Origin of the sequence: Nocardia sp. XZ_19_385 (assembly GCF_015355755.1) — a bacterium.
Lineage (GTDB): Bacteria > Actinomycetota > Actinomycetes > Mycobacteriales > Mycobacteriaceae > Nocardia.
Window position 1 is genome coordinate 2,238,120 of record NZ_JACVEE010000001.1, and the last position, 24,401, is coordinate 2,262,520.

Sequence of the window (24,401 nt, forward strand, 5' to 3'; positions counted from 1 at the left end):
CGGCCGGACTGGTCATGCGAGCGGACACCCGAGCCGACACAATGGGGCGGGTGTCGACTTTGAATGTTCATCGATTCGGGCCCGCCGCGGGGCCGGTGGTGCTCGCGCTGCACGGGTTGACCGGGCATGGGAAGCGGTGGGCGGCGCTGGCCGAGGAGCACCTGCCCGACGTCCGGATCATCGCGCCGGATCTGCGCGGGCACGGTCGCTCCACCGCGCTGCCGCCGTGGGATTTCGAGACGATCGTCACCGATCTGGCGGACCTGCTCGCCGCGGAGACCACAGCACCGGTGCTGGTGGTCGGCCATTCGTTCGGTGGCGCGGCAGGAATCCACCTGGCGCATCGGCATCCGGAGTTGGTGCGCGGTCTGGTCCTGCTCGATCCCGCGATCGCGATCGAACCCGGTCTGCTGCACGACATCGCGCTGCGCGGCATCACACACCCGGATTACGCCGACATCGAGCAGGCCCGGCAGGACAAGCTGGCCAGCGCTTGGCACGACGTCGAATCCCGGGTGCTGGACGCCGAACTCGCCGAGCACCTGGTGCCGACCGCCGACGGGCGGGTGGCCTGGCGGTTCAGCGTGCCCGCGATCACCTCCTACTGGGGCCAGCTGGCGCGCGAGTTCGTACTGCCGCCCGCCGAGCTGCCGACGGTGCTGGTGCAGGCGATGAAGGTGCAGCCGCCGTTCGTGACGCCGGCGTTCCGCGAAGCGCTCGCCGCGCACCTCGGCGCTCGGCTCACGGTGCACGAATTCGATTGCGATCACATGGTGCCCCAGGCCCGGCCCGCCGAGACGGCGGAGCTGATCCGAGCGGCGCTGTAGGAAGCCGATGCCCACCACCGACGCCCAGATCGAATTGGTACGCGCCCTCGTGGCCCAGATCCCTGTCGGCCGCGTCGCCACCTACGGTGACATCGCGGCCGCGGCCGGATTGTCCACACCGCGCACCGTCGGCTGGATCATGCGCACCGACTCCGCCGATCTGCCCTGGCACCGCGTGCTCGGCGCCGGTGGCCGGCCCGCGCCGCACCTCGCGCATCGCCAGCTGCAGCGACTCGCCGAGGAGGGTGTCCCGATCCGGGACGGACGAGTGGACTTGCGGGACGCCCGTTTCCGGTTTTCCGAACTTCCGGATTAGCCGGCCCCGTCGGGTTACCGTTGTCGGATGTCCACTCGACTGGCGTGTGTCGTGTTCGAGGCAGACCGGCCCCGGGCCGTCGCGGATTTCTGGGCCGAATTACTCGGTTGGATGGTAACGCTGGACCGCCCGCATGAAGTGGACGTGGCCGCTCCCGATCCCGCCGGGTTGGACATCGCCCTCACCTTCCTACCGGCCACCCGGCAGAAGACCGGGAAGAACCGCATCCATCTCGACCTCGCCAGCCGCTCCATGGATCACCAACGCGTCCAGGTCGATCGGGCCCTGTCCCTCGGCGCCCGCCGCATCGACGTCGGCCAGGGCAGCGTCCCGTGGGCCGTGCTCGCCGATCCCGAGGGCAACGAGTTCTGTGTCCTGGAACCGCGCGAACACTACGTCGACACCGGCGCGGTCGCCGCCATCGTCGTCGACACCCGCGACCCGGCCCGCCTGTCCGAGTTCTGGTCCACCGCCTCGGGCTGGCCGGTCAGCCACACGGGAACCGAAGTGGCGGGCCTACGTTCGGCAACCGGGCTGGGCTGCTGGCTCGAATTCGTCCGCACACCGGACGAGAAATCCGGCCGCAACCGACTACGCCTCAACCTGACCTCGCTGCCCGCCGGTAACCCCGCCGAAGACGTCCGCCGCCTGCGTGCCGCCGGCGCCACCCCACTCATCACCGCCGAACCCGACTTCTCCACCGACGCCTTCACGCTGGCCGACCCCGAAACCAACGAATTCAGCGTCCTGACAACCTATTCCGACTTCACGCCGGTGTAACCCCTTGCTGGACAGTCGATCACCAGGCAGCTGTGGCGGCATTTCCCGAGTAGCACCCGCCACAGCTGCCTGATGATCTTGTTCCAGCGGGGCGAGTCGCCTCGGCGGCCCGCTGGCGGTCATCGGGGATGTGTTCATGGACCCGGTCCCGCTGGTCGCCGAGCGCGGCGAGTGTCGACAGCCCGGTCCGGACGCTGGCTGCGAGTGTTCTCTCGTCAGATCGGATTGGGCCACCGGCGCTGATCCGATCGTCTGGAGACTTTATCGACCCGCCGAAAATTCGGCCGGTGACCTGCGGCGGCTTGCCGAGGCTCGGCTGGGTGTGCGGGGTGGGACGGCCCGACGAATTAGCATGTCGGCCATGTTGTCTCTAGCCTCGACTCGCCTACCGTGACCGCCGTCGACGCGATTGTGCTCGCCGGTGGGCGGGCCAGCCGGATGGGCGGGGTGGACAAACCGGCGATCGTGATCGGCGGGCGGTCCATGCTGGATGCGGCGCTCGCGGCGGTCGCCGGCTGTGCGCGGACCGTGGTGGTGGGGCCGCACCGGCCCGAGCTGGATCCGTCGATTCTGCAGGTGCGGGAGGTGCCGCCGGGGTCGGGGCCGGTGGCTGCGATCGAGGTGGGGCTGCACGCGCTGCATCCAGGGCCCGCCCCGCTGGTCGTCGTGCTGGCCGCGGACATGCCGTTCCTGACCGACACCGCGATCGGGGAATTGCTCAGGCACGAAAACGAAACCGGTGCGGACGCGGTGTTCGCGGCGGACACGTCGGGGCGGCCGCAGTATTTGATCGGGGTGTGGCGGCGGTCGGCGCTGGTTGCGGCGCTGGCGGAGCTGGATACGCTGGTGAATCAGCCGATGAAGGCGCTGATTCCGGATGAGACGGTGACCGTGCACCTGACGGGGGTCGCGGACTGCGATACCGCCGAGGAGGTGCGGCGCGCGCAGGCGACAGCCGACGGAGCCGCCACCCAGGCGGCAGCAACGGCCGACACCCCCGACGACGCCGTCCCATCGAGCCGGCCGCTGCCGCTCGACGAGGCTCGAAACCTGGTGCGCGCCAGACTTTCCAAGCTCACCGCATACGAGACCGAGCTGCGGGCCGTGCGCGGCGCCGCGCTCGCCGCACCGATCCTCGCCGCTGGGGCGCTGCCGCGGTTCGACGTGTCCGCCATGGACGGTTACGCGGTCGCCGGGGACGGCCCCTGGCAGTTGCGCCGCGATATCGGCTTCGCGGGTGGCCAGCGCCCGGTCGGCCTGCTGCCCGGCGAGGCGGTGCGCATCGCCACCGGCGCGCACGTCCCGGACGGCACCAGCGCCGTCCTGCGGGACGAATTCACCAGTCTCACAGCGGAAAACGTGCTGCACCGGCTACCTGATTCTCCGGTGCGCGACGACATCCGCCGCCGCGGCGACGACCACAGTCCCGGTGATCTCATTGCCGCCGAGGCCACCCCGGTTACCTCCGGGCTGATCTCGGCGGCGGCGAGCGTGGAGGTGACCGAGGCGATGGTGCGCGGCCCGGTGCGCGCCAGAATCGTGATGACCGGCGACGAGATCCGCAGTGACGGCCCGCTGCAGACCGGCCAGACCCGCGACTCGATCGGGCCGATCCTCCCGGATGTCTTGTCCTGGTACGGCATTCGCACGGTCGACCGGGTACATCTGCGCGACACCCCCAGCGGCTTCGACGATGTCCTCAGTACGGCAGGCGAATTCGATCTGCTGGTCATCGTCGGCGCGACCGGCGGCGGCGCCGCCGACCAGTTACGCGGCGCGATCACTCGCACCGATGCCGAACTTCTGGTGCCGCGCCTCGAACTCCGCCCCGGCGGTTCCACCGTGGTCGCCGAACTCTCCACCCACACAACGCTTCTCGGCCTGCCTGGCAATCCGTTCGCGGCGGTAGCCACGCTGATGGCCTTGGCACCCGCCATTGTCGAGGGCCGCACCGGCGCTCACCCGGCCCGCCCCTACATCGGCCCGCTGCACAACGCTTACTCCGTCGCTGGCCCGGTCGCTCGCGTGCTTCCGGCCCGCCGCGCCCCCTTCGGCGGTTTCCTCGCCGAACCGCATCGCTCCACCGCACACCTCGGCGGCCTGATCGACCGCGACGGCCTGGTCATCGTCCCCGCGCACGCCACCGACGGCACCCCGGTCGAATTCCTCCCGCTGCATACCTGACGCGGGAGCGTTACCTGCCAGGTAATTGTCGGGCGTAGCGACTGCACTTACCGTCGAGGTAGAGCCCTCGTCGAAGGAAACGCCAATGCCCGCCTATGGTTTCGCGCATCTGCACACCCGCCGCCCGCACGTCGACATCCTGGAATACCTGGAACGCGTCCAGGCCACCCTCGACCCGTTCGGCGGCCGCTTCCTCGTGCACGGCCCGCCGCTGGAGGTCTTGGAGGGCGACTGGCCGGGGACCATGGTGTTGTTGGAATTTCCCGACGTCGAACGCGCCCGCGCCTGGTACCACTCCCCCGCCTACCAGGAGATCCTGCGGCTGCGCGCCGACCACATCGACGGCAACCTGGTGCTGGTCGAGGGTGTGGGGCCGGACTACGACCCGCGCAAGCGCGCCGCCCAGTTGCGGGCGGAACTGCCGAGCTGACACTGTCATTCGGGCAGGAGCGCGGCGCGAAGCCGCTCCGGATCATCCGTACTCAGTAGCAGTGCACGTGCCGACACCCGGCGCAGGAGCTGGGTCCGGGCGGCGATCGCGGTGGTCAGGTCGACTCGCAACAATGGCGAGGACGGTGACCGGATCAGCGACAGCATCGCCGTGTCCTCGTCGAAGTCCAGGCCGAGCTGCGCCGGACGCCGCAGCGACGGCTGATACGGGGTGACCGAGGCGATGACGGCCAGCGGCACGTTCGCTGCCGCAAGCCAGCCGAAACGGGCCCGGAGCGCGTCTCTGGTCACCCGATGCACGCTCCACGACGGGGACGCCACGGCGATGACGAACAGCGCCGTCAGCGCACCGACCACGACGTCGACCAACAGGACAATCGGCTGCGGTGCAACAGCTTTCACGATCAGATGCAGCACCACGGCCTCGAGAAGGCCGAACGCGGCGATTCCGACCACCAGCGCGAGCCAGCCACCGCGCCGCCCCATGCCTATCCGCAGCTGCTTCCCGGTCATCGCCTCAGTTTAGGCTGGTCAACACCCCACCCGGCCGACATACCGAGAACCTGGGCCGCCTAACTGCCGCGCCGCGCCAGCTCCGGGTCCGGAAGCGGGACAGCATCGAGCAGCGCACGAGTGTATGCGTGCTCCGGGTCCCGGAAAACGTCCGCGACATCGCCGGTTTCGACGATCGCGCCGCCGCGTAGCACCACGACTCGATCCGCGACCTGGTGCACCACCGCGAGATCATGGCTGATGAACAGGCAGGCGAAACCGTATTCGGCGCGCAGATCAGCGAACAGGTCGAGCACCTGAGCCTGCACCGAGACGTCGAGCGCACTGGTCGGCTCGTCGGCGACCAGTAGTCGCGGAGACAAGGCCAGGGCGCGCGCGAGCGCCACGCGCTGGCGTTGGCCGCCGGACAATTCACCCGGCCGGCGAGTCGCGTAGTCGCGCGGCAGACGCACGGATTCCAGTAGCGCTCCGACTTTTTCGCGTAGCAGCGCGCCGGAGGCGGCCCGGTGCACGATCAAGGGCTCACCGATCGCCTCTTCGATGCTGCGTCGCGGGTCGAGGGAGGCGGTGACATCCTGGTGCACCAGCGCGACGTGTTTGCGCAGTGCACGCAGCTCCCGTTTGGCCAAGCCCCCGAGTGGAAGACCCGTCAGCTCGATCGTCCCCGTGTGCGCAGGCACAAGTCCGAGTGCGGCGCGACCGAGTGTGCTTTTCCCCGAGCCGGATTCGCCCACCAGCCCGACCACTTCACCTGGCCCGAGAGTGAGCGAAATGTCGCGCAAAGCCTGGAAATCCTTGTCGCCGCCGCGTCCGCGATAGACGACACTCAGATCGCTGATCTGCAGCACTGCTTCAGGCGCTGTACCGGCGGTATCCACAGCGGTCCCCGACCCCGCAGTGCGACTGCCGGTTTCGGGCGCACGACTCGGCGCGGTCTCGGCGGCCACGCCGAGCGCAGGTCCGGCCGCGACCTTCTGTGCAGGTTCGTCCGCACCAGGAAGACGCGGCACCGCGGCCAGTAGCTCTCGGGTGTAGTCCGCACGGGGATCCGCGAAAAGCTCGTGCACAGCCCGCTCTTCGACCACGCGCCCGGCGCGCAGCACCACGACGCGGTCGGCGATCTCGGCGACGACGCCCAGGTTGTGGGTGATGAAAAGTACTGCGGTGCCGTGGGATCGGCGCAACGCGCGCAGCAGCTCGAGAATTTCGGCTTGCACGGTGACGTCCAGGGCGGTGGTGGGTTCGTCGGCGACGAGCAGGTCGGGTTCGCCCGACAGCGCCAGGGCGATGACCACACGCTGCTTCTGCCCGCCGGACAGTTGGTGCGGATACCAGTCGACCCGGCGTTCCGGCTCCGGAATCTCCACCATCCGAAGCAGTTCCACGGCACGGGCGCGCGCCGCGGCCTTCGACAGTGCCCCCGACTCGGTGCGCGCATGATGGGCGCGCAATGCCTGGACGAGCTGCGTACCGATCTTCTGCACCGGGTTGAGCGCGGTCTGCGGCTCCTGGAACACCATCGCGGCGCGGATGCCCCGCAGGGCATGCAGTTCGACTTCGGAGGCGCCGACGACTTCGGTGCCCACGAGCCGAATAGACCCGCTCGCGGTGGCCCCGGCGGGCAGCAAGCCGAGGGCGGCCCGGGCGGTGAGCGACTTACCGGATCCCGATTCACCCACGAGTGCCACGACTTCCCCGGGCCGCACCTCGACGTCGACGCCATGCACAACAGTGCGGGATCCGAAGCGCACCTTCAGGTTCCGGATCGCCAGCACCGGCACAACCGGCTCCGGGTCGGCTTCGAGCCGAGCAGCCGCCGAATCCGATTCGAGCACTGCTGTTTTCATGCGATTCTCCTAGCCCGGCCCAGCGCCTGAGCGATGAACAGGAACCCGAGCGTCAGTCCGGAGACCACCAGTAGCGGCCCCACCGCGAATGCCGGGTTGGCGTCCAGATAGGCGATGGAATCGGCGATGGTCCCGCCGAGCGAGGGATCCGGCGGCCGCACCCCGATACCGATGAAGCTCATCGCGGCTTCCACGAAGACCGCGAGCGACATCGACAGGGCCAGCTGCACCCCGAGCGGTTCGAGCACATTGGGCAGCACGTGTTTCCGCAGGGTCCACCAGGAACCGGCGCCGATGACCTCGGCGGCCTCGACGAACGGCTGTTCCCGCACCGCGAGGATGGCCGTGCGAATCTGCCTGCCGAACAAGGGGATTTCGACCGCGACGATCACGATGATCACCGTGTGCACGCCCGGACCGGTGACCGCGGCCAGCGCGATGGCCAGGATCAGGGCCGGGAAGGCCAGCAGCAGATCGAACACGCGCTGGGTGATCACATCGGCGACGGAGTTCAGGCTGGACAGCAGCCCCGCCAGCGAACCGAGCACCGCCCCGAGGGGAACCGCGACGAATCCGACGAACAGGTTGACGCGGATACCGTGCAGCACCCGCGCGAACAGATCGCGGTTGAGGTTGTCGGTACCGAACCAGTGCTCGCCGCTGGGGCCGAGCAGGTTGGCCGACGGAATTTGCTGCAGCGGATCATATTTCGCGACGGCCCCGGCCAGCAGTCCGAGCAGCGCGATACCGCCGACCAGCAGCAGACCGGCCAAACCCTGCCCCCGGCGCAGGGCATGCCACTGTGGGCGTGCGGATTCAACGGTGTCCGGCGCTTCGACCGCCGATACCTGGGTCATGCCGTGCCTCCGATACGAATCCGTGGATCCAGATAGGCGTGCACGATGTCGGTAGTCAGCTGGATCGCGACGAACACCGCCACCGAGAACAGCAGCAGCGCCTGCACCACCGGATAGTCGCGCCGGTTGATGCCCTGCTCTATGAGCTGCCCGATTCCCGGCCAGGCGAAGGTGGCCTCCACCAGCACGGCACCGCCGAGCAGTGAGCCGGACTGGATGCCGAGCACGGTCAGCATGGTGGGCAGGGCGTTTCGCAATGCGCCGCGCGTCACGATCTCCCGGTGCGAGATGCCCAGCGACCGCGCAGTGAGGACATACGGCTTCCCCAATTCGGTGCGCAGTGCTTCGGTGAGGAAGCGGGTAAGCGCGGCACTCACCGGCAGCGCCAGGCAGACCGAGGGCAGCAGCAGATACTGCACGGTGATATCGGGGTGCGCCGCGAACCCGTCCGGCGGGATACCGCCCGCGGGCAGGATCGGAACAGCGATCGCGAAGAACAGCACCAGCAGCACACCGGTGACGAACGCGGGCACCGCGACGGCCACCGTATTGGCGGCCGCCACAATGGCATTGAGCCAGCGCCACTCCCACAGCACCGCCGAGACACTCACTGCGAGACTCACAGCCACCGCCAGTAGCAGCGAAGATCCGGCCAGCACAAGGGTATTGGTGAGGCCGCGGGCGATCAGGTCACCGATCTGGCCGCCGATGATGTAGGACCGCCCCAGATCACCGGTGAGTAGCCCGTGCAGCCAGCTCAGATATTGCGCCGGTACGGAGCGGTCCAGGCCGAGCTGATGGCGGATGGCGGCAATCGATTCCGGTGTCGCGTCCGGTCCGGCCAGCGTGCTCGCCGGATCACCGGGCACCGCCCGCAGCAGCAGGAAGATCAGCACCGAGGCGCCGAAAAGCACCGCCACCGCCGACGGAACCCGGCGCAGCAGGTAGGCGGTCATGCCAGGAACGCCTCCGTCAGCACGGATTCACGACGCTTGGTCCAGTTGAAGCCGTGCAGCTTCTTGGTCTGCGCACCCTGCGGGAAGCGGACGCCGATCTCGATGAGGAACAGACCCTCCAGCAGTTGGTCACTGAGCGCCTGGTAGGCCTGCGTCGCTTCGGATCCGGTGCCCTGCTTCAGTTTCCACGCGCCGTCGGCCGCGGCAACGTAGGCGGGCGATTCGTAGCGGGAGGCGTTCTTGCGCGCGTTGAACGGGTACGCGCTGACGGTGAGGGTGGAGGGCACGAACTGCGCCCACGAATGATCGGTGAGCCACAGGCCGGGGAATTGCGCGCCGATCAACTGCCGGATGAAGGTGGCGTTGTCGGTCGGCACGAGTTCGACCTCGATGCCGACTTCGGCCAGGTTGGCCTGCACGATCTGCGCGGACGCCTCGTAGGTGCTGACCGTGGAGCTGTAGGTCAGCGGGATCTTCGGCGGCTTGGGTAGCTGCGCGAGCAGCTGCTTCGCCTTGTTCACATCGCGGGCGTATCGACTGTTGCGGGCGGCGTCGAAAGCCGGAGAACCCTTGGGCCACGGGACATTCACGGCGTAACCGGCGCCACGGAATACCTCGCTCACGATCCGCTCCCGATCGATGGCGTAGGCGATCGCCTGCCGCAACCGCACATCCGAGAGCGCCGGATCCTGCACGTTCACGCCGACATACACCTGCAGCTCCGCGCCCTCGAACGGGAAAGTCCGGAAACCATCTGTCTTGCCCAGGTTTTCGACATCCCGGTAGGTAATGCCGTCGGCGTAGTGCAGCTGGCCGGACTTGAGCGCGTTGAGCTGGGCCTGGTTGTCCGGGATGACGGTGAGCTCGACTCGATCCAGGTACGGCCGCTCTGGCACCCAGTAGTGCGGATTTCGCTCGAAGATGATCTGCGAGTTCGGGATTCGCTGCACGAAGCGGAACGGCCCGGTGCCGACGAGCTTCTCACCGGTGCCGAGCTGATCGATGGATTCACGGTCCAGGATCGGCACGGTGTCGAGCAGATCGAAGATATTGGCCAGCGGGTGCGCGAAGGTCAGCACGATCTTGTGCGGGTCGGTGGTGTCGAATCCGGTGATGGCGGTCGCGGTGCTCTTCAACTGCGCCGACCACTTCGCGTCGGCGTAGGTGCGCAGTGAGAACTCGACGTCCTTGGAGGTGAAGGCCCGGCCGCTGTGGAACTTCACGTCCTCGCGCAGCTCCAGGGTGATCGAGGTGCCATCGGGGGCGAGGGTCCACTTCTCGGCCAGCAGCGGCTGCGGCTCCAGCTTGTCGTGCGGGTAGCGCACCAGCGACTCGAACACGAGACCGACGACGTAGGGCGTGGTGCCGGTGTTGGTGAGGATATTGGCGGGCACCAGGTCGAGGAGGACGCCGTACTTCAGCGTGCCGCCGCGCACGGGGGCCGCGTTGTCGCCGCCGCCGCGCTGCTGGTTCACCGCGGAGGTGCAGGCGGCCAGCGCACCGGTGCCGAGGATCGCGAAAGCGGCGATTCCGGTGTTGCGCAGGAAGCTACGGCGGCCGATGGGCGCGCCCGGGGTAGAGCTCATGGTACTGAGCTAACACCGCCAGCAAGCTCCTGGCACCGGTTGCGCGCACCGTGCGTCTAAACCTGGTGACCTGGGGGTTTTACGGTTTCTACTGATCCAATGCCTGTTCCACCCCACGCCCGTGGCTACGAGTCCTTCGGCGGCAGCGTCGGCCGCACCACCGCCGACTCCACCCCCGAATGGACCTATCCGCCTACCGCCCCGGCCGACGCGCCGAACATCATCGTGGTGCTGGTAGACGATATGGGTTACAGCGATATCGGCCCGTTCGGCTCCGAGATCGACACTCCCACGCTGAATCGGCTGGCCGCCAACGGCGTCCGGCTGTCGAACTATCACACCACGCCGCTGTGCTCGCCCTCGCGCGCGTCGCTGCTGACCGGAATCAACGCGCACCGTGCGGGTTTCGGCTTTGTCGCCAATGCCGATCCCGGCTATCCCGGACTGCGGCTGGAGCTGGCCGACGACGTGCTGACCCTGCCGGAGATCCTGCGCGGCAACGGTTACGCCACCTACGCCGTCGGTAAGTGGCATCTGGTGCGCGACGCCACGATGAACCCCGCGGCGCACCGGGATTCATGGCCGACGCAGCGCGGGTTCGACCGCTACTACGGCTCGCTGGAAGGCTTGAACTCCTTCTACTACCCGAATCAGCTGGTGTCGGATTCCTCCGTCGTGGACGTCGAGGAGTACCCGGAGGGCTATTACCTCACCGACGATCTGACCGACAAGGCGGTCTCCTACCTCAAGGATCTGCGCGCCCACGACGCGGCGAAACCGTTCTTTCTTTACTTCGCGCACGTCGCGATGCACGGACCGTTGCAGGCCAAACCGGCGGATCTGGACAAGTACCGCGGCCGCTACGCCGAGGGCTGGGACAAGTTGCGGCAGAGCCGGTTCGCCGCGCAACTGGCGGACGGCTTGTTCCCGCCCGGGACGCAGCAGAAGCCGCGCAATACCGAGCCCGGTTACGAAGCGGCGGAATGGGATTCGCTGACCGCGGACGAGCAGCGGCGGTTCGCGCGGTACATGGAGGTGTACGCGGCGATGGTCGACAGCATCGACCAGAGCCTGGGGCGCATCCTGGACGTGGTCGAGGAATTCGGCGAACTCGACAACACCATCGTGGTGTTCACCTCCGACAACGGCGGCACCGCGGAGGGCGGGCCGGAGGGCACCCGCACCTACTTCGCGGAGTTCGCGCACATCGACGATCCCGCCTGGGTCGGTGACGTGCCACACGACGAGGAGCTGATCGGCAGCGCCAAGCTCGGCGTGCACTATCCGCGCGGCTGGGGGCAGGCCTCCAACACACCGTTCCGCTTCTACAAGGGACAAACCTTCGCCGGCGGTGTCCGGGTGCCGTTGCTCGTGTCCTGGCCCAAGGGTTTACCGCGCACCGCGGACGACAACGGCATCCGGCAGGAATACGCCTATGTCACCGATCTCGCGCCGACGCTGCTGGACCTGGCCGGACTACAGCGGCCCACGGTCCGGAACGGCCTGCCCGCCAAGGACTTCGATGGCATCTCCGCCGCCGATCTGCTGCGCGATCCGCGGGCGGTCACCAAGCACACCGAGCAATACTCGGAGATGACCGGGCATCGCGGATTCTACCGAGACGGCTGGAAACTGCTGTCGCTGCACGAACCCGGCCGCGATGTGGACACCCCGGACTGGCAGTTGTTCGATGTCCGCGCCGATCCGACCGAGCTGCACGATGTTTCGGAGCAGTACCCGGACAAGGCCGCCGAGCTGGCCGCCGCCTGGGACGAATCCGCCTGGAACAACTCCGTTTTCCCGCTGCTGACCCGCCAGGACCTGGCTCGCCGCCGCCCGGAGGAAGCCCGGTTCGCCGCCCCCCTGCGACTGCTACCCGGCACACCGACCCTGGAGCGCTACCGTTCCCAGCGCCTGATCGCTTTCCGCGACTTCACCATCGACGTCCACCTGGGCGGTTACCAGCCCGGCGACGAGGGTGTCCTTGTCGCACACGGTGATCCGCTGGGCGGGTATCTGATCTACATCGAAGACGGCCGCGTTGTGCTGGGCGTCAACAGCTACGGCATCTACGGCACCGCCTCCGCCGAACTGACACCCGGCCTCGAGCGCATCACGGTGTCGGCGGCTGTGCGCCCGCACCTGCGCTGGGACTTCCGGATCGAAGCCGGTGCGCACCGCGCCGAGCTGCACGACCAGGTGCAACTCGTCGGCATGGCGCCGTGGACCGGCATCTCCGTCGGTATCGACGCGCGCGGCCCGGTGTCCTGGGACCTACGCGAACGCCGCGGCCCGTTCCGCTACACCGGCGACCTGCGTGCGGTCAGCTACACCCCGGGTCCGGTCCAGGTGCCGCAGGCCACGATCGAGGCGGTGGAACGGGAAGCGGAGTTCGTCGCCGAATGAGGGTGATTTCGGGCGCCCGCCCCTGGTCGGATACCGTTTACCAGGCAGAATGCGGCTCGACAGAATAAGGATGCACCCGATGGAAGACAGCTCCCTGGTCTGGGACGACGGTGTGCTGGTCACCATCGACCAGCGCGGGTTGCCGCACGAGGTGCGCGAACTGCGGCTGTCCACCGTCGATCAGGTCATCGACGCGATCAAGACGCTCGCGATCCGCGGCGCGCCCGCGATCGGCATCGCGGGCGCGTTCGGCGTGGTCCTCGCCACCCGCGTGCACACCGCCGGCGGTGTTGTCGATGTGGCCGGTGTCGAGGCCGAGGCAGTGCGGATCGCCGAAGCCCGCCCCACCGCCGTGAATCTGGCCTGGGCCGTGCGCCGAGTGGTCTCGAAGGTGCCCGCGGGCGCGGACGCGGTACTCGCCGAAACCCTGGACATGCTGGCCGAAGACGGCCGCGTCAACCGGGCCGCCGCCACGCACGCCGCCGACCTGGTGCAGCGCCTGATTTCGGGCCGCCCGCTGCGCATGCTCACCCACTGCAACACCGGACGACTGGCGACCAGCGCGTTCGGCACCGCGATCGGCGCGCTCCGGGTGCTGCACGAGCGCGGGCTGATCGAGGACGTGCTCGTCGACGAGACTCGCCCGCTGCTGCAGGGTGCGCGGCTGACCGCGTGGGAACTGGCCGAGGCCGGCATTCCGCACCGGCTCACCATCGATTCCGCTGCCGCGTGGGCGATGGCAACCGGTCAGGTCGACTGTGTGATCGTGGGTGCGGATCGGGTCACGGCCAACGGTGATGTCGCCAACAAGATCGGAACCTACGCGCTGGCCATTGCCGCACGCCACCACGGCATTCCGTTCATCGTGGTGGCCCCGGAATCCACGCGGGACTTGAACATGGCGACCGGTCGCGAGATCGTCGTCGAGCAACGGGCCGCCGCCGAGGTTGCCGGATTCGGTACTGTCGCAACGGCTCCCGAAGGCACCGCGGTGTTCAACCCCGCATTCGATGTCACGCCCGCAGAGTTGGTGACGGCGGTCGTCACGGAGAACGGCGTCGTATACGGCGGCGAATCGCCAGTGCGCGTGTCCATTCCGAAACCGACGGACGAGTTCGTCATCCCGCCGCCGATCGCGACGGCCATCGCACACATCGCACGCCAGCTGCATCAGCGCGGATGGATGCCCGGCACCGCGGGCAATATCTCGGTGCGCGCGGCACATTGGGCGGTCGTCACCGCCAGCGGCCGCCCCAAGGGCGAGCTGACCGACCACGACATGGTCGCGGTCACGGTCACCGATTCCGCGCCGCTCCCCGGACAGAACCGAAAGCCCTCGGCGGAGACCACGATCCACACCGCCATCTACCGCGCTACGGCGGCGGGGGCCGTGGTCCACATCCACCCCCCTTACGCCACAACCCTTTCGACCCGGGCCGGGTCCCGCGACGAGTTGACCCTGCTGCGAATCACCGACTTCGAGCTGATCAAGGGCCTCGGCCGCACCGATGCCATCGATATCCCGGTCTTCCCGAACTGGCCCGATGTCCCACGCATCGGCGCCGATATCGAGCGCTATCTCGACGAGAATCCGGACGCCCCGCCAGTATTGGGCATCGCGGGCCACGGCATCACCGCATGGGGGGACAATTTAGCCACGGCCCGCGATCGCGCCGAATGTCTCGAGGCGCTGTGCGAGCTGGTGATCCGAACCGGCGGGCAGCAGGCGTACGCCGCACCCTCCTCGAACTCAGAGATTGGATAAGACAATGACTTTGCTACAGGTGATGGCTGCCGACGACGCCGCCGAGGTCAAGGTCCGCACCAACGACGACGCCGTGATCACCGCCGAATTGGCCAAGCGCGGCATCAGTTTCGAGCACTGGCCGACACTGACCAACGCCGCCGACATCCCCTCGGACGAACTGCTCGCCGAATACGCCGAACGCATCGCGAACCTGAACGCCTCGGGCCGCTACCGCCACATCGACATCGCCCGCATCCACCCCGACGACGCCAACCCGGAGTGGCCGGCCATCGCCGAGGGCGCGCGGGCGAAGTTCCTCGACGAACACCGCCACGCCGAGGACGAGGTGCGCTTCTTCGCGGCCGGCCAGGGCTGCTTCTACCTGCACCTCGGCGACGAAGTGCTGGCCACCGTGTGTGAGGCGGGCGACCTGGTCTCGGTGCCCGCGGGCACGCTGCACTGGTTCGACATGGGCACCCGGCCCGACTTCGTCGCGGTCCGGTTCTTCGAGGAAGAAGACGGCTGGATCGGCGATTTCACCGGCGACAAGATCAGCTCGGGGTTCCCGACCCTCGACGAACTGCTGGCGGCTCGATGAAAGCCGTCGTCGTCGATATCGAGGGCACGACCAGTCCGACCAGCTCGGTGCGCGAGGACCTGTACGGGTACACGCGCGCCCGGCTGCCGGAGTGGCTGGCCGAGAATGCCTCCGGTGCAGCGGCTTCCGTGATCACAGGCACCCGCGAACAGGCTGGTCGCCCGGACGCGGATCCGGCGGAGATCGCCGAGATCCTGTGTAACTGGCTGAATTCCGACGTGAAGGCAGAACCGTTGAAGACCGCGCAGGGCGTCATCTGCGCGGAAGGGTTCCGGGCCGGGGCGCTGCACGGCGAGTTCTTCCCCGACGTGGCGCCCGCCCTCACCGCCTGGCACGCCGCCGGATTGCGGCTGTACGTCTATTCCTCGGGTTCGGTTCGCAATCAACAAGATTGGTTCGACTTCGCGCGCGGCGGTGCGCTGAGCCCGCTGATCAGCGGGTACTTCGACTTGTCGAGCGCCGGCCCGAAACGCGAGGCCGCCTCCTACGACAAGATCGCGAGCGTGATCGGCGTCGAACCCGCGGCGATCCTGTTCCTGTCGGATCACCCCGACGAGCTCGACGCGGCGGTCGAAGCGGGCTGGTCCGCCGTCGGCATCCACCGACCCGGCGAGCCCAATCCGCCCCGCCCGCCGCATCGGTGGGTCGATACCTTCGCCGAGATTCAGCCCTAGGTCGCCGGCGTCATGCCGGGCTGGCGGACGCCGAGGAAGAACTGCATCCGGCCGGGATGGTTGGTGGAGTCCACGCGGAACATCTGCACGGACAGGTTGTAGGTGTCGCCGGTGCGCGGGTCGCGCAGCAGCATGTCGGGGGTTTCGCGGCCGTAGGCGGTGCCGCCCGCGGCCCACATGCTGCGGAATTCGGGATAGCCGCCGAGTTCTTCGAGGAGCGAGGTGGCCCAGGCGGTGTCGCCGGTCTGGCCGATCAGGCCGCGCAGCCAGTTGACGGTGAGTCCGGCCTCACGCTCCCACTCGACCATGACCTTCTTCGACATCTCGTTGCCGAAGAACCAGCGCAGCACGTTCACGTCCTCGACCAGGCCGGGGAACATGTCGGCGTAGACATCGTTGCAGGACAACACATTCCAGCGGGTATCGATGTAACTGGCGGGGTTAGGGCGGTGCACCAGCAGCCCTTGGCGCATGTCCTCGTCGATCACCGAGCGCAGCTTCTCGACGCTGGGGAAGGCGTCTTCGACGAGACCGGCGAGATCGTAGAGATGCCTGCGCTCGACCGGCAGCAGCGGGCGGATGCCGTCGAGGTAGCCGATGAGCGCGTCCACCACGGCCCTGGTCGGATGCTCGCGGTCGCCGCCTTCGAGGTGGGTGATGTAGCTGGCGCTCACCCCCGCCGCGAAGGCCAGTTTCTCCCGGGACATATGGCGCTCGTCCCGGAGTCTGCGGAGCAGGCCGCCGAAACTCGGCGGCCGTAGTAGGTGATCGTCAGCGATGTCGGTTTTGCGTGGCACGGCACTAACTCCTTCAGCTAGACGCGGCGACAGCTTTCTCGATACGGCGAACCCGGGTGTCCGGGCGCTTGGCCTCGGTGATCGCGGCGACCAGCTGACGCCGGTCGGTGTAGGACAGTTGGTCGAAACCGGCACGGACCCCAGCGGCTTCCAGGGCGGCGGCCAGATCTTCGGGGACGACGACGATGCGTGCTGTGGTGTCGGGTGCGACGGTGACGACGACGGTGTCGCCGGGCTCCTTACCGATTTCGTCGCGGATCCCCTTGAGCATGCCCAGGCACGGGCCCGCCCCCATATTCGTGATGGAACCGCGGTAGGCGATGTTGTCGAAGGTCGCTTGCACCTTGATCCTTCCTCCTCCGCCCAGCGCGGCGATGACCTCGGCCGGCACCGGCACGTACGCGCCACCACCGCTGGCCGCCTCGATCACCGCCTCGAATCGCTGCATGAATGCAGAATAATCTGCTCGGGCCGAATAAATGGCAAACCTCGAGCGAATCGATAGAAGATCGATAAAGATGGTCCCCGGACGGTGCGATACCGGACCCTTCGGCACGCCGTAGCCGCGGCCTCGGCGACCCTGCGGTTGTGTAAACAAATATTAAGCAGCCGAGAACCCACGGTTTCCAAAGCTTCACCGCCAAGCCCCCGAAACACCTGCCAGAAGCCGCATTTCGCCCGGTCAGCCCGTATATAGGCTGGTCGCATCGATGGCGGGCGAGTTTCGTCGCAACCGCGCAGTGACCGGTGTGTTGCGCCGACCTCACAACGCACAGACGGCCTCGGCAAGCTGTGAGAGAATCATTTTGCCGCGCGTCCAACCCTCCTTAGAGTCGGTGCAACAGCCCGATTCACTCACCCGAAGGGGGCGTCGTGGTTAATTCTGCAAGCCTGCCATCCGCTGCCGCCGGTGATGCTTTGCTCCGGCTGGGGAAATACTTTCAGACCGGCGAGATCTCCGACGACCAGCGCAGCCTGCACAAAGTAGGCGGGCGCGGCGCCGACGAGTTCTATCGCGACCGCTGGGCGCACGACAAGGTGGTGCGCTCCACCCACGGCGTGAACTGCACCGGGTCCTGCTCCTGGAAGATCTACGTCAAGGACGGCGTGATCACCTGGGAATCGCAGCAGACCGACTACCCCTCGGTCGGCGCGGACAAGCCCGAGTACGAACCGCGCGGCTGCCCCCGCGGCGCGTCGTTCTCCTGGTACACCTATTCGCCCGCGCGCGTGCGGTATCCGTATGTCCGCGGCGTGCTGCTGGAGCTGTACCGGGCGGCCAAGGAGCGGCTCAAGGATCCGGTGCTGGCCTGGGAATCCATCGTCGAGGACCCGGAGCAGGCCAAGCGATACAAGACCGCGCGCGGCAAGGGCGGATTCGTGCGGGCCGAGTGGTGGGAGGCCGCCGAGATCGCCGCCGCCGCACACGTGCACACGATCAAGAAGTACGGACCGGACCGGGTGGCGGGGTTCTCCCCCATTCCGGCGATGTCGATGGTCAGCCATGCCGTCGGCGCGCGGTTCATCTCGCTGCTCGGCGGCTCCATGCTGTCGTTCTACGACTGGTACGCCGACCTGCCGGTGGCTTCGCCGCAGGTGTTCGGCGATCAGACCGACGTGCCGGAGTCGGCGGACTGGTTCGACGCCGGTTACCTGATCATGTGGGGCTCGAACGTCCCGGTGACCCGGACCCCGGACGCGCACTACATGACCGAGGCGCGCTACCGCGGGCAGAAGGTCGTGGTGGTCTCGCCCGACTACGCCGACAACACCAAGTTCGCCGACGAGTGGGTGGCGGCGCGGCCAGGCACCGACGCCGCGCTGGCCATGTCGATGGGCCACGTGATCCTGCGGGAGTTCTTCCTCGAGAAGCAGGTGCCCCGGTTCCTGGACTACATCAAGAAGTTCACCGACCTGCCGTACCTGGTGTGCATGGACGACCCGGCCGGCTGGGACGCCGAGGGCAACTACCACCACGATGGCGCGCTGGCAGGAAAGTTCCTCACCGCGGCGGATCTGGGCTCCAGCGATGAGACCGCGGCGCACAAGCCGGTGCTGCTCGACGATGCCGGTCAGCCCGTGGCGCCGAACGGGTCGTTGGGACACCGGTTCACGGCGGAGGACGCGGGCAAGTGGAACCTCGACCTGGAGGGCGTCGACCCGCTGCTGACGCTGTACGGCACCGAGGGCGCGGAGCCCGTCGCGGTGCGGATGCCGCGCTTCGACACCGACACCGCCGGTGTGGTGGTGCGCGGCGTCCCCACGCGCATGGTGGCGGGACGGCGCGTGACCACGGTGTTCGACCTGTTGCTCGCGCAGTACGGCGTGGCGCGCGACGGCCTGCCCGGCGACTGGGCGACCGGCTACGACGACGCCTCCCAGCCCTACACCCCGGCCTGGCAGGAAACCGTCACCGGCGTGCCGGCCCAGCAGGCGATCCGGATCGCCCGCGAATTCGCCGACAACGCCGACCGTTCCGGCGGCCGGTCCATGATTCTGATGGGCGCGGGCACCAACCACTGGTTCCACTCCGATCAGATCTACCGGGCGTTCTTCACCCTCACCCTGCTCACCGGATGTCAGGGCGTGAACGGCGGCGGCTGGGCGCATTACGTGGGCCAGGAGAAGTGTCGCCCCGTAACCGGCTGGTCCACTTTGGCTTTCGGCTTGGACTGGCAGCGCCCGCCGCGGCAGATGCAGGGCACCGTGTTCTGGTACCTGACCAACGACCAGTGGCGCTACGACCCGTTCACCTCGCAGTCGTTCGCCTCACCGCTGGGCAAGGGCACCTTCGCCGGGCGCACCGCGGCCGACAACATCGCGCTGGCCAGTCGCCTCGGCTGGATGCCGAGCTACCCCACGTTCAACCGCAATCCGCTCGACCTCGCCGATGAAGCCGAAGCCGCGGGCAAGTCGGCCGCCGACCATGTCGTCGACGGGTTGAAATCCGACGAATTGCGTTTCGCCTGCGAGGATCCCGACGCTCCGGAGAACTTCCCGCGCGTGCTCACCGTGTGGCGGGCCAACCTGCTCGGCTCCTCTGGCAAGGGCAACGAGTACTTCCACAAGCACCTGCTCGGCGCGGACTCCAACGTGCAGACCACCGACGCCACCGGAGTGCGGCCGCAGGAGCTGGTGTGGCGCGAGGAGGCGCCCACCGGGAAGCTGGATCTGCTGCTGTCCCTGGACTTCCGGATGACCAGCACCACGCTGTTCTCCGACATCGTGCTGCCCGCCGCCACCTGGTACGAGAAGCACGACCTGTCCTCCACCGACATGCACCCGTTCGTGCACGCGTTCTCCCCGGCGATCTCGCCGCCGTGGGAGGCCAAGACGGACTTCGACGCCTTCCATCGGATCGCCCGCGGGTTCTCCTGGATGGCCGAAAAGCACCTGGGCAAGCGCAATGACATCGTCGCGGTGCCGTTGCAGCACGACTCCCCCGATGCGCTGGCGCAGGCCGGTGGGCGCGTACTCGACTGGAAAGCCGGTGAGTGCGAACCGATTCCGGGCAAGACCATGCCGAAACTGGTTGTGGTGGAACGGGACTACCCGAACATCGCCGAGAAGATGGCGGCCCTCGGACCGCTGGTCGAGACGCTCGGACTCACCACCAAGGGCGTCACCACCCATCCCGAGAAGGAAGTCGCCTACCTCGCCGGGGTGAACGGCACCGTGGTTTCCGGTGTGGCGCAGGGCCGCCCGTCACTGGCCAAGGACACCCACGCCGCCGAGACGATCCTGGCGCTGTCCGGCACCACCAACGGCCGACTGGCTGTCGAGGGTTTCGAGGCGCTGGAACGGCGCACCGGCACCCAGCTCGCGGATCTGGCCGCCGAGCACGAGGGCAAGCAGATCACCTTCAAAGACACCCAGGCGCGCCCGGTTCCGGTGATCACCTCGCCGGAATGGTCCGGCAGCGAGACGGGTGGCCGCCGTTACTCTCCGTTCACCATCAATACCGAGCGGCTCAAGCCCTGGCACACCCTCACCGGCCGCCAGCACTTCTACCTCGACCACGACTGGATGATCGAACTCGGCGAACAGCTGCCGATCTTCCGGCCGCCGCTGGATATGACCGCGCTGTTCAGCGAACCCGGCGTCGGCGATGTCGGCGAGCACGGTGTCACCGTGCGATACCTGACGCCGCACTCGAAGTGGTCGATCCACTCCGCCTACCAGGACAACCTGCACATGCTCACGCTCTCCCGCGGCGGGCAGTCGATCTGGATGTCGGAGAAGGACGCCGCGAAAATCGGTGTCGCCGACAACGATTGGATCGAGGCGATCAACCGCAACGGCATCGTCGTGGCGCGCGCCATCGTCTCGCACCGTATGCCCGAGGGCACTGTGTTCATGTACCACGCCCAGGACCGGGCCGTGGACGTGCCGCGCATCGAGGGCACCTCGGAGAAGCAGGCGGGACGCGGCAAGCGCGGCGGTATCCACAACGCGCTGACCCGGATCATGATCAAGCCCTCACATCTCATCGGCGGGTACGCCCAGCAGTCCTTCGCGCTGAACTACCACGGCCCCACCGGAAATCAACGCGACGAGGTCACTACGATTCGTCGCCGCTCGCAGAAGGTGGAGTACTGAGTTATGCGCGTTATGGCACAAATGGCCATGGTGATGAACCTGGACAAATGCATCGGCTGCCACACCTGCTCGGTCACCTGTAAGCAGGCCTGGACCAATCGTGGAGGCACCGAGTACGTCTGGTTCAACAACGTGGAAACCCGTCCGGGACAGGGTTATCCACGGCAGTACCAGGATCAGGAGAAGTGGAAGGGCGGCTGGACGCTCACCAAGCGCGGCAAGCTGACCCTGAAGTCGGGGTCGCGCATGAAACGGCTGCTCAACATCTTCGCCAATCCCGATATGCCCACGGTGTCGGACTATTACGAGCCGTGGAGCTACGACTACGACAACCTGCTGTCCAGCCCGCCCACCGACACCGTTCCGGTGGCGCGGCCGAAATCGCTGATCACCGGCGAGGATACGCAGGTCACCTGGGGCGCCAACTGGGACGACGACCTCGGCTCCGGCCCGGAGCAGGTCGGCAAGGACCCGCTGCTGGGCCGCCTGTCGGAGAAGGTGAAACTGGAGTTCGAAGAGACCTTCATGTTCTACCTGCCGCGGATCTGCGAGCACTGCCTCAACCCGTCGTGCGCGGCCTCGTGCCCCTCCGGCGCGATCTACAAGCGCGCCGAAGACGGCATCGTGCTGGTGGACCAGGACAAGTGCCGTGGCTGGCGGCAGTGCGTCACCGCGTGCCCGTACAAGAAGATCTACTTCAACCACAAGACGGGCAAGGCGGAGAAATGCACCTTCTGCTACCCGCGCGTGGAAGTCGGCATCCCGACGGTGTGCTCGGAAACCTGTGTGGGGCGGCTGCGCTACATCGGCGTCATGCTCTACGACGCCGACAAGGTGCAGGAGGCGGCTTCGGTCACCAACACCAAGGACCTGTACCCCTCGCAGCTCGGGGTGTTCCTGAACCCGCACGATCCGCGCGTCGTCGCCGAAGCCGAGCGCGCCGGAATTTCGCCGGAATGGATTGAGGCGGCACAGAATTCGCCGTGCTACAAACTGATCGTCGACTACCAGATCGCGTTGCCGCTGCATCCGGAATACCGGACCATGCCGATGGTCTGGTACGTCCCGCCGCTGTCGCCGGTGGTCGACGTGCTGTCCGAGACCGGCCACGACGGCGAGGACGCGCGAAACCTGTTCGGCGCCATCGACGCGCTGCGCATTCCGGTGGAGTACCTGGCCGAACTGTTCACCGCCGGTGATGTGGGCCCGGTGCGGGCCGCGCTGCAACGGCTGGCTGGGATGCGCTCGTTCATGCGGTCGGTCAATCTCGGCGAGGAACCGGATCCCTCGATCGCGCCGAACGTGCGTTTGCAGCCCGAAGAGATCGAGGCGCTGTACCGGCTGCTCGCGATCGCGAAATACGAAGACCGGTACGTGATTCCGAACGGAGCCGGTTCCGAGGCGCATCAGCTGGACGCCCTCGCCACCGGCTGCAGCCTGGACACCGACGGCGGGCCCGGCATGACCGCGTTCGACCAGATGGTGGAGAAGTTCCACCTCACCGACACCAATGGCGCAGCGCCCGAGGAGAAGTCGGGTCGGATCAACCTGCTGAACTGGGATGGGAAGAGCACCAGTGGGCTGATACCGACCCAAGGGGGACGGCAGGAGGCGAAGCCGACGGGGTGGGTAGATACAGGGGGGTCGGGAGACAGCGCTGGAGCCAACGGGTCCGGGACCAACGGCGCCAACGGTTCCGGATCCCACGGCACAACAAGCAACGGCAGCAACGGCGCTGCCGCGAACGGCACGACGATTCCGGCGGGCAACGGCGCCGGTCCGGGATCGCCGTCCGTCACCGTCAACGGAGCAGCGCAATGAGCTTGTTGAAAGTGCGGCGTCGGCCCGAACCTGCGATCCGGATTTCCGAACACGAGCGGCGGCTCGTCTGGCGGATGGCAGCACTGCTGCTGGACTATCCGAACGAGTCGGCGCTGGCCATGCTGGACCAGTTATCCAGCGCGACAGCGGAATTGCCGGAACACATGCGGCCCTACTTCACCGGGCTGCTGGACCACCTGCGGGCCACCCCGCCGCTGGAGCTCGCGGCTTCCTACGTCGAAACCTTCGACCTGCGCCGCCGCGCCAGCATGCACCTGACCTTCTACGCCTACGGTGACACCCGCAAACGCGGGATGGCGTTGCTGCGGTTCAAGCACGCATACAAGCACGCGGGCGTGGAGTTGGGCGATCACGAACTGCCCGACCACCTTCCGGTGCTGCTGGAATTCGCCGCCACCGTCGACCCGATCGGCGGCGAACGGCTGCTCGGCGAGCATCTTCCGGTGATCGAGCTGCTGCGGCTGTCGCTGTCCGACACCGGATCTCCCTACGCCGGGATCCTCGGCGCCGTGATCGCGACGCTGCCGCCGCTGACCACCGCCGACCGCCGCAAGATCGCCGAACTCGCCGCGCAGGGTCCACCCGAGGAAGAGGTCGGCCTCGACCCCTTCGCGATGGACCCCGCCATGTTCGACACCGCCGGAGGCCGTCGATGAACTTTGTCCCGCAGCTGCCCACCGAACTGTGGCTGATCCTGCCCTACGTGGCGTTCACCTCGTTCGTGCTCGGGCACGTCTGGCGCTACCGCAACGACCAATTCGGCTGGACCACACGATCTTCCCAGATCTATGAGAGCCGGTTGCTGCGCCTGGGCAGCCCGCTGTTCCACTTCGGGATGCTCGGGGTGTTCGGCGGACACGTGCTCGGCGTGCTGATTCCGGAGTCCTGGACCGCCGCGGTCGGCATCTCCGAGCACACCTATCACATCATCGCCGTCGGAGCGGGATCCGTTGCGGGACTGATGGTCCTGGCAGGCGTCGGCATCCTGCTGTACCGGCGCTGGACGGTGACCGCGGTCCGCAAGGCCACCACCGGCAACGACAAGCTGATGTACGCCCTGCTGACCGCCGCCCTGGTCACCGGCCTGCTCAACACCTGGGGCAGCAACCTGCTGTGGGGCACCTACAACTACCGCGAAACCGTATCCCCCTGGTTCCGTAGCCTTTTCACGCTCAACCCGCAGCCGGAACTGATGGTCGGCACCCCCTGGACCTTCCAGGCCCACGGTCTGGTCGTCCTCGCCCTGCTCGGCATGTGGCCCTACACCCGCCTGGTCCACATGTTCAGCGCCCCCATCGGCTACCTCACGCGGCCCTACATCGTCTACCGCGCAAAGGAATCCAACGCGCCCGACACCAAGCGCTACGCCGGTGCCTGGGAAGCCCCCGTCACCCCGGAGCGCTGGGGCTCCTGACCGGAGCC

At 67.6% G+C, this 24,401-nt stretch carries 20 protein-coding genes; 13 read left to right on the top strand and 7 right to left on the bottom strand.

The features are described 5' to 3' along the window. Nucleotides 1-41: 41 nt before the first annotated feature. The 5 genes from IBX22_RS10610 (at nt 42) to IBX22_RS10630 (ending at nt 4,537) form a co-directional block, all read left to right on the top strand. Nucleotides 42-827 carry an alpha/beta hydrolase gene (locus tag IBX22_RS10610; protein WP_194815737.1) on the top strand — a complete coding sequence of 262 codons (786 nt, stop codon included), beginning with the start codon at nt 42-44 and terminating at the stop codon, nt 825-827. A gap of 7 nt (nt 828-834) precedes the next feature. Next, nucleotides 835-1,143, top strand: coding sequence for an MGMT family protein (locus IBX22_RS10615; protein ID WP_194815115.1), 309 nt, complete (start codon nt 835-837; stop codon nt 1,141-1,143). Nucleotides 1,144-1,170: 27 nt separating this feature from the next. Next, nucleotides 1,171-1,923, top strand: coding sequence for a VOC family protein (locus tag IBX22_RS10620; RefSeq protein WP_194815116.1), 753 nt, complete (start codon nt 1,171-1,173; stop codon nt 1,921-1,923). Nucleotides 1,924-2,313: 390 nt separating this feature from the next. Next, a complete protein-coding gene (locus IBX22_RS10625) occupies nt 2,314-4,107 on the top strand; it encodes an NTP transferase domain-containing protein (protein ID WP_194815117.1) in 1,794 nt (597 codons plus the stop codon). Between the two features lie 85 nt (nt 4,108-4,192). Continuing rightward, nucleotides 4,193-4,537, top strand: a complete 345-nt coding sequence (locus IBX22_RS10630; RefSeq protein WP_194815118.1) for a DUF1330 domain-containing protein — start codon at nt 4,193-4,195, stop codon at nt 4,535-4,537. Between the two features lie 5 nt (nt 4,538-4,542). On the opposite strand, the gene IBX22_RS10635 is transcribed toward IBX22_RS10630, so the two are convergent. From IBX22_RS10635 to IBX22_RS10655, 5 genes are read right to left on the bottom strand one after another with little or no spacing between them, the layout of a single operon-like run. Then, nucleotides 4,543-5,070 (bottom strand): hypothetical protein, encoded by a 528-nt coding sequence (locus IBX22_RS10635; RefSeq protein ID WP_194815119.1) that lies wholly within the window; start codon nt 5,068-5,070, stop codon nt 4,543-4,545. A gap of 59 nt (nt 5,071-5,129) precedes the next feature. After that, entirely contained in the window at nt 5,130-6,917 is a 1,788-nt protein-coding gene (locus tag IBX22_RS10640) for an ABC transporter ATP-binding protein (protein WP_194815120.1), read from the bottom strand. Then, entirely contained in the window at nt 6,914-7,774 is an 861-nt protein-coding gene (locus IBX22_RS10645) for an ABC transporter permease (RefSeq protein WP_194815121.1), read from the bottom strand. The genes IBX22_RS10640 and IBX22_RS10645 overlap by 4 nt, the downstream gene beginning before the upstream one ends. Further along, nucleotides 7,771-8,730, bottom strand: coding sequence for an ABC transporter permease (locus IBX22_RS10650; RefSeq protein WP_194815122.1), 960 nt, complete (start codon nt 8,728-8,730; stop codon nt 7,771-7,773). Before IBX22_RS10650 ends, IBX22_RS10645 begins: the two co-directional genes overlap by 4 nt. Further along, nucleotides 8,727-10,316, bottom strand: coding sequence for an ABC transporter substrate-binding protein (locus IBX22_RS10655; RefSeq protein WP_194815123.1), 1,590 nt, complete (start codon nt 10,314-10,316; stop codon nt 8,727-8,729). Before IBX22_RS10655 ends, IBX22_RS10650 begins: the two co-directional genes overlap by 4 nt. Before the next feature lie 99 nt (nt 10,317-10,415). On the opposite strand from IBX22_RS10655, the gene IBX22_RS10660 reads away from it, so the two are divergent. The 4 genes from IBX22_RS10660 (at nt 10,416) to mtnC (ending at nt 15,741) form a co-directional block, all read left to right on the top strand. Further along, nucleotides 10,416-12,722: an arylsulfatase gene (locus IBX22_RS10660; RefSeq protein ID WP_194815124.1), complete on the top strand. Its 2,307-nt coding sequence runs from the start codon at nt 10,416-10,418 to the stop codon at nt 12,720-12,722. Nucleotides 12,723-12,801: 79 nt separating this feature from the next. Beyond that, nucleotides 12,802-14,487 carry an S-methyl-5-thioribose-1-phosphate isomerase gene (gene mtnA / locus IBX22_RS10665; RefSeq protein WP_194815125.1) on the top strand — a complete coding sequence of 562 codons (1,686 nt, stop codon included), beginning with the start codon at nt 12,802-12,804 and terminating at the stop codon, nt 14,485-14,487. A gap of 4 nt (nt 14,488-14,491) precedes the next feature. Further along, on the top strand, nt 14,492-15,067 hold the full coding sequence (locus IBX22_RS10670; protein ID WP_194815126.1) for an acireductone dioxygenase: 576 nt from the start codon (nt 14,492-14,494) through the stop codon (nt 15,065-15,067). Beyond that, nucleotides 15,064-15,741 carry an acireductone synthase gene (mtnC, locus tag IBX22_RS10675; protein ID WP_194815127.1) on the top strand — a complete coding sequence of 226 codons (678 nt, stop codon included), beginning with the start codon at nt 15,064-15,066 and terminating at the stop codon, nt 15,739-15,741. The genes IBX22_RS10670 and mtnC overlap by 4 nt, the downstream gene beginning before the upstream one ends. On the opposite strand, the gene IBX22_RS10680 is transcribed toward mtnC, so the two are convergent. Both IBX22_RS10680 and IBX22_RS10685 read right to left on the bottom strand, forming a co-directional pair. Further along, nucleotides 15,738-16,538: a helix-turn-helix transcriptional regulator gene (locus tag IBX22_RS10680; protein ID WP_309234524.1), complete on the bottom strand. Its 801-nt coding sequence runs from the start codon at nt 16,536-16,538 to the stop codon at nt 15,738-15,740. The two genes, mtnC and IBX22_RS10680, sit on opposite strands and share 4 nt — an antisense overlap. 13 nt (nt 16,539-16,551) lie before the next feature. Beyond that, nucleotides 16,552-16,986 carry a YdeI/OmpD-associated family protein gene (locus IBX22_RS10685; protein ID WP_194815128.1) on the bottom strand — a complete coding sequence of 145 codons (435 nt, stop codon included), beginning with the start codon at nt 16,984-16,986 and terminating at the stop codon, nt 16,552-16,554. A gap of 425 nt (nt 16,987-17,411) precedes the next feature. Between IBX22_RS10685 and IBX22_RS10690 the strand changes: the two genes are divergently transcribed. Genes IBX22_RS10690 through narI form a run of 4 tightly spaced genes read left to right on the top strand, consistent with a single transcriptional unit; the run spans nt 17,412 to nt 24,393 of the window. Further along, on the top strand, nt 17,412-21,137 hold the full coding sequence (locus tag IBX22_RS10690; protein ID WP_194815129.1) for a nitrate reductase subunit alpha: 3,726 nt from the start codon (nt 17,412-17,414) through the stop codon (nt 21,135-21,137). A 12-nt stretch (nt 21,138-21,149) separates the two neighbouring features. Then, nucleotides 21,150-22,958, top strand: a complete 1,809-nt coding sequence (gene narH / locus IBX22_RS10695) for a nitrate reductase subunit beta (RefSeq protein WP_228538712.1) — start codon at nt 21,150-21,152, stop codon at nt 22,956-22,958. Further along, the gene (gene narJ, locus IBX22_RS10700) at nt 22,955-23,635 is read left to right on the top strand and encodes a nitrate reductase molybdenum cofactor assembly chaperone (protein ID WP_194815131.1); all 681 of its coding nucleotides are present in this window, start codon (nt 22,955-22,957) and stop codon (nt 23,633-23,635) included. The genes narH and narJ overlap by 4 nt, the downstream gene beginning before the upstream one ends. Further along, on the top strand, nt 23,632-24,393 hold the full coding sequence (narI, locus tag IBX22_RS10705; RefSeq protein ID WP_194815132.1) for a respiratory nitrate reductase subunit gamma: 762 nt from the start codon (nt 23,632-23,634) through the stop codon (nt 24,391-24,393). The genes narJ and narI overlap by 4 nt, the downstream gene beginning before the upstream one ends. The last annotated feature ends 8 nt before the right edge of the window (nt 24,394-24,401 follow it).

What these genes read in the sequence shown, in the direction of transcription:
- IBX22_RS10635 (WP_194815119.1), bottom strand. Translation starts at nt 5,070, where the DNA reads ATGACCGGGAAGCAGCTGCGGATAGGCATGGGGCGGCGCGGTGGCTGG.
- IBX22_RS10685 (WP_194815128.1), bottom strand. Translation starts at nt 16,986, where the DNA reads ATGCAGCGATTCGAGGCGGTGATCGAGGCGGCCAGCGGTGGTGGCGCG.
- mtnC (WP_194815127.1), top strand. Translation starts at nt 15,064, where the DNA reads ATGAAAGCCGTCGTCGTCGATATCGAGGGCACGACCAGTCCGACCAGC.
- IBX22_RS10650 (WP_194815122.1), bottom strand. Translation starts at nt 8,730, where the DNA reads ATGACCGCCTACCTGCTGCGCCGGGTTCCGTCGGCGGTGGCGGTGCTT.
- narH (WP_228538712.1), top strand. Translation starts at nt 21,150, where the DNA reads ATGGCACAAATGGCCATGGTGATGAACCTGGACAAATGCATCGGCTGC.
- IBX22_RS10630 (WP_194815118.1), top strand. Translation starts at nt 4,193, where the DNA reads ATGCCCGCCTATGGTTTCGCGCATCTGCACACCCGCCGCCCGCACGTC.
- IBX22_RS10660 (WP_194815124.1), top strand. Translation starts at nt 10,416, where the DNA reads ATGCCTGTTCCACCCCACGCCCGTGGCTACGAGTCCTTCGGCGGCAGC.
- mtnA (WP_194815125.1), top strand. Translation starts at nt 12,802, where the DNA reads ATGGAAGACAGCTCCCTGGTCTGGGACGACGGTGTGCTGGTCACCATC.
- IBX22_RS10615 (WP_194815115.1), top strand. Translation starts at nt 835, where the DNA reads ATGCCCACCACCGACGCCCAGATCGAATTGGTACGCGCCCTCGTGGCC.
- IBX22_RS10620 (WP_194815116.1), top strand. Translation starts at nt 1,171, where the DNA reads ATGTCCACTCGACTGGCGTGTGTCGTGTTCGAGGCAGACCGGCCCCGG.
- narJ (WP_194815131.1), top strand. Translation starts at nt 22,955, where the DNA reads ATGAGCTTGTTGAAAGTGCGGCGTCGGCCCGAACCTGCGATCCGGATT.
- IBX22_RS10610 (WP_194815737.1), top strand. Translation starts at nt 42, where the DNA reads ATGGGGCGGGTGTCGACTTTGAATGTTCATCGATTCGGGCCCGCCGCG.
- IBX22_RS10655 (WP_194815123.1), bottom strand. Translation starts at nt 10,316, where the DNA reads ATGAGCTCTACCCCGGGCGCGCCCATCGGCCGCCGTAGCTTCCTGCGC.
- IBX22_RS10645 (WP_194815121.1), bottom strand. Translation starts at nt 7,774, where the DNA reads ATGACCCAGGTATCGGCGGTCGAAGCGCCGGACACCGTTGAATCCGCA.
- narI (WP_194815132.1), top strand. Translation starts at nt 23,632, where the DNA reads ATGAACTTTGTCCCGCAGCTGCCCACCGAACTGTGGCTGATCCTGCCC.
- IBX22_RS10640 (WP_194815120.1), bottom strand. Translation starts at nt 6,917, where the DNA reads ATGAAAACAGCAGTGCTCGAATCGGATTCGGCGGCTGCTCGGCTCGAA.
- IBX22_RS10670 (WP_194815126.1), top strand. Translation starts at nt 14,492, where the DNA reads ATGACTTTGCTACAGGTGATGGCTGCCGACGACGCCGCCGAGGTCAAG.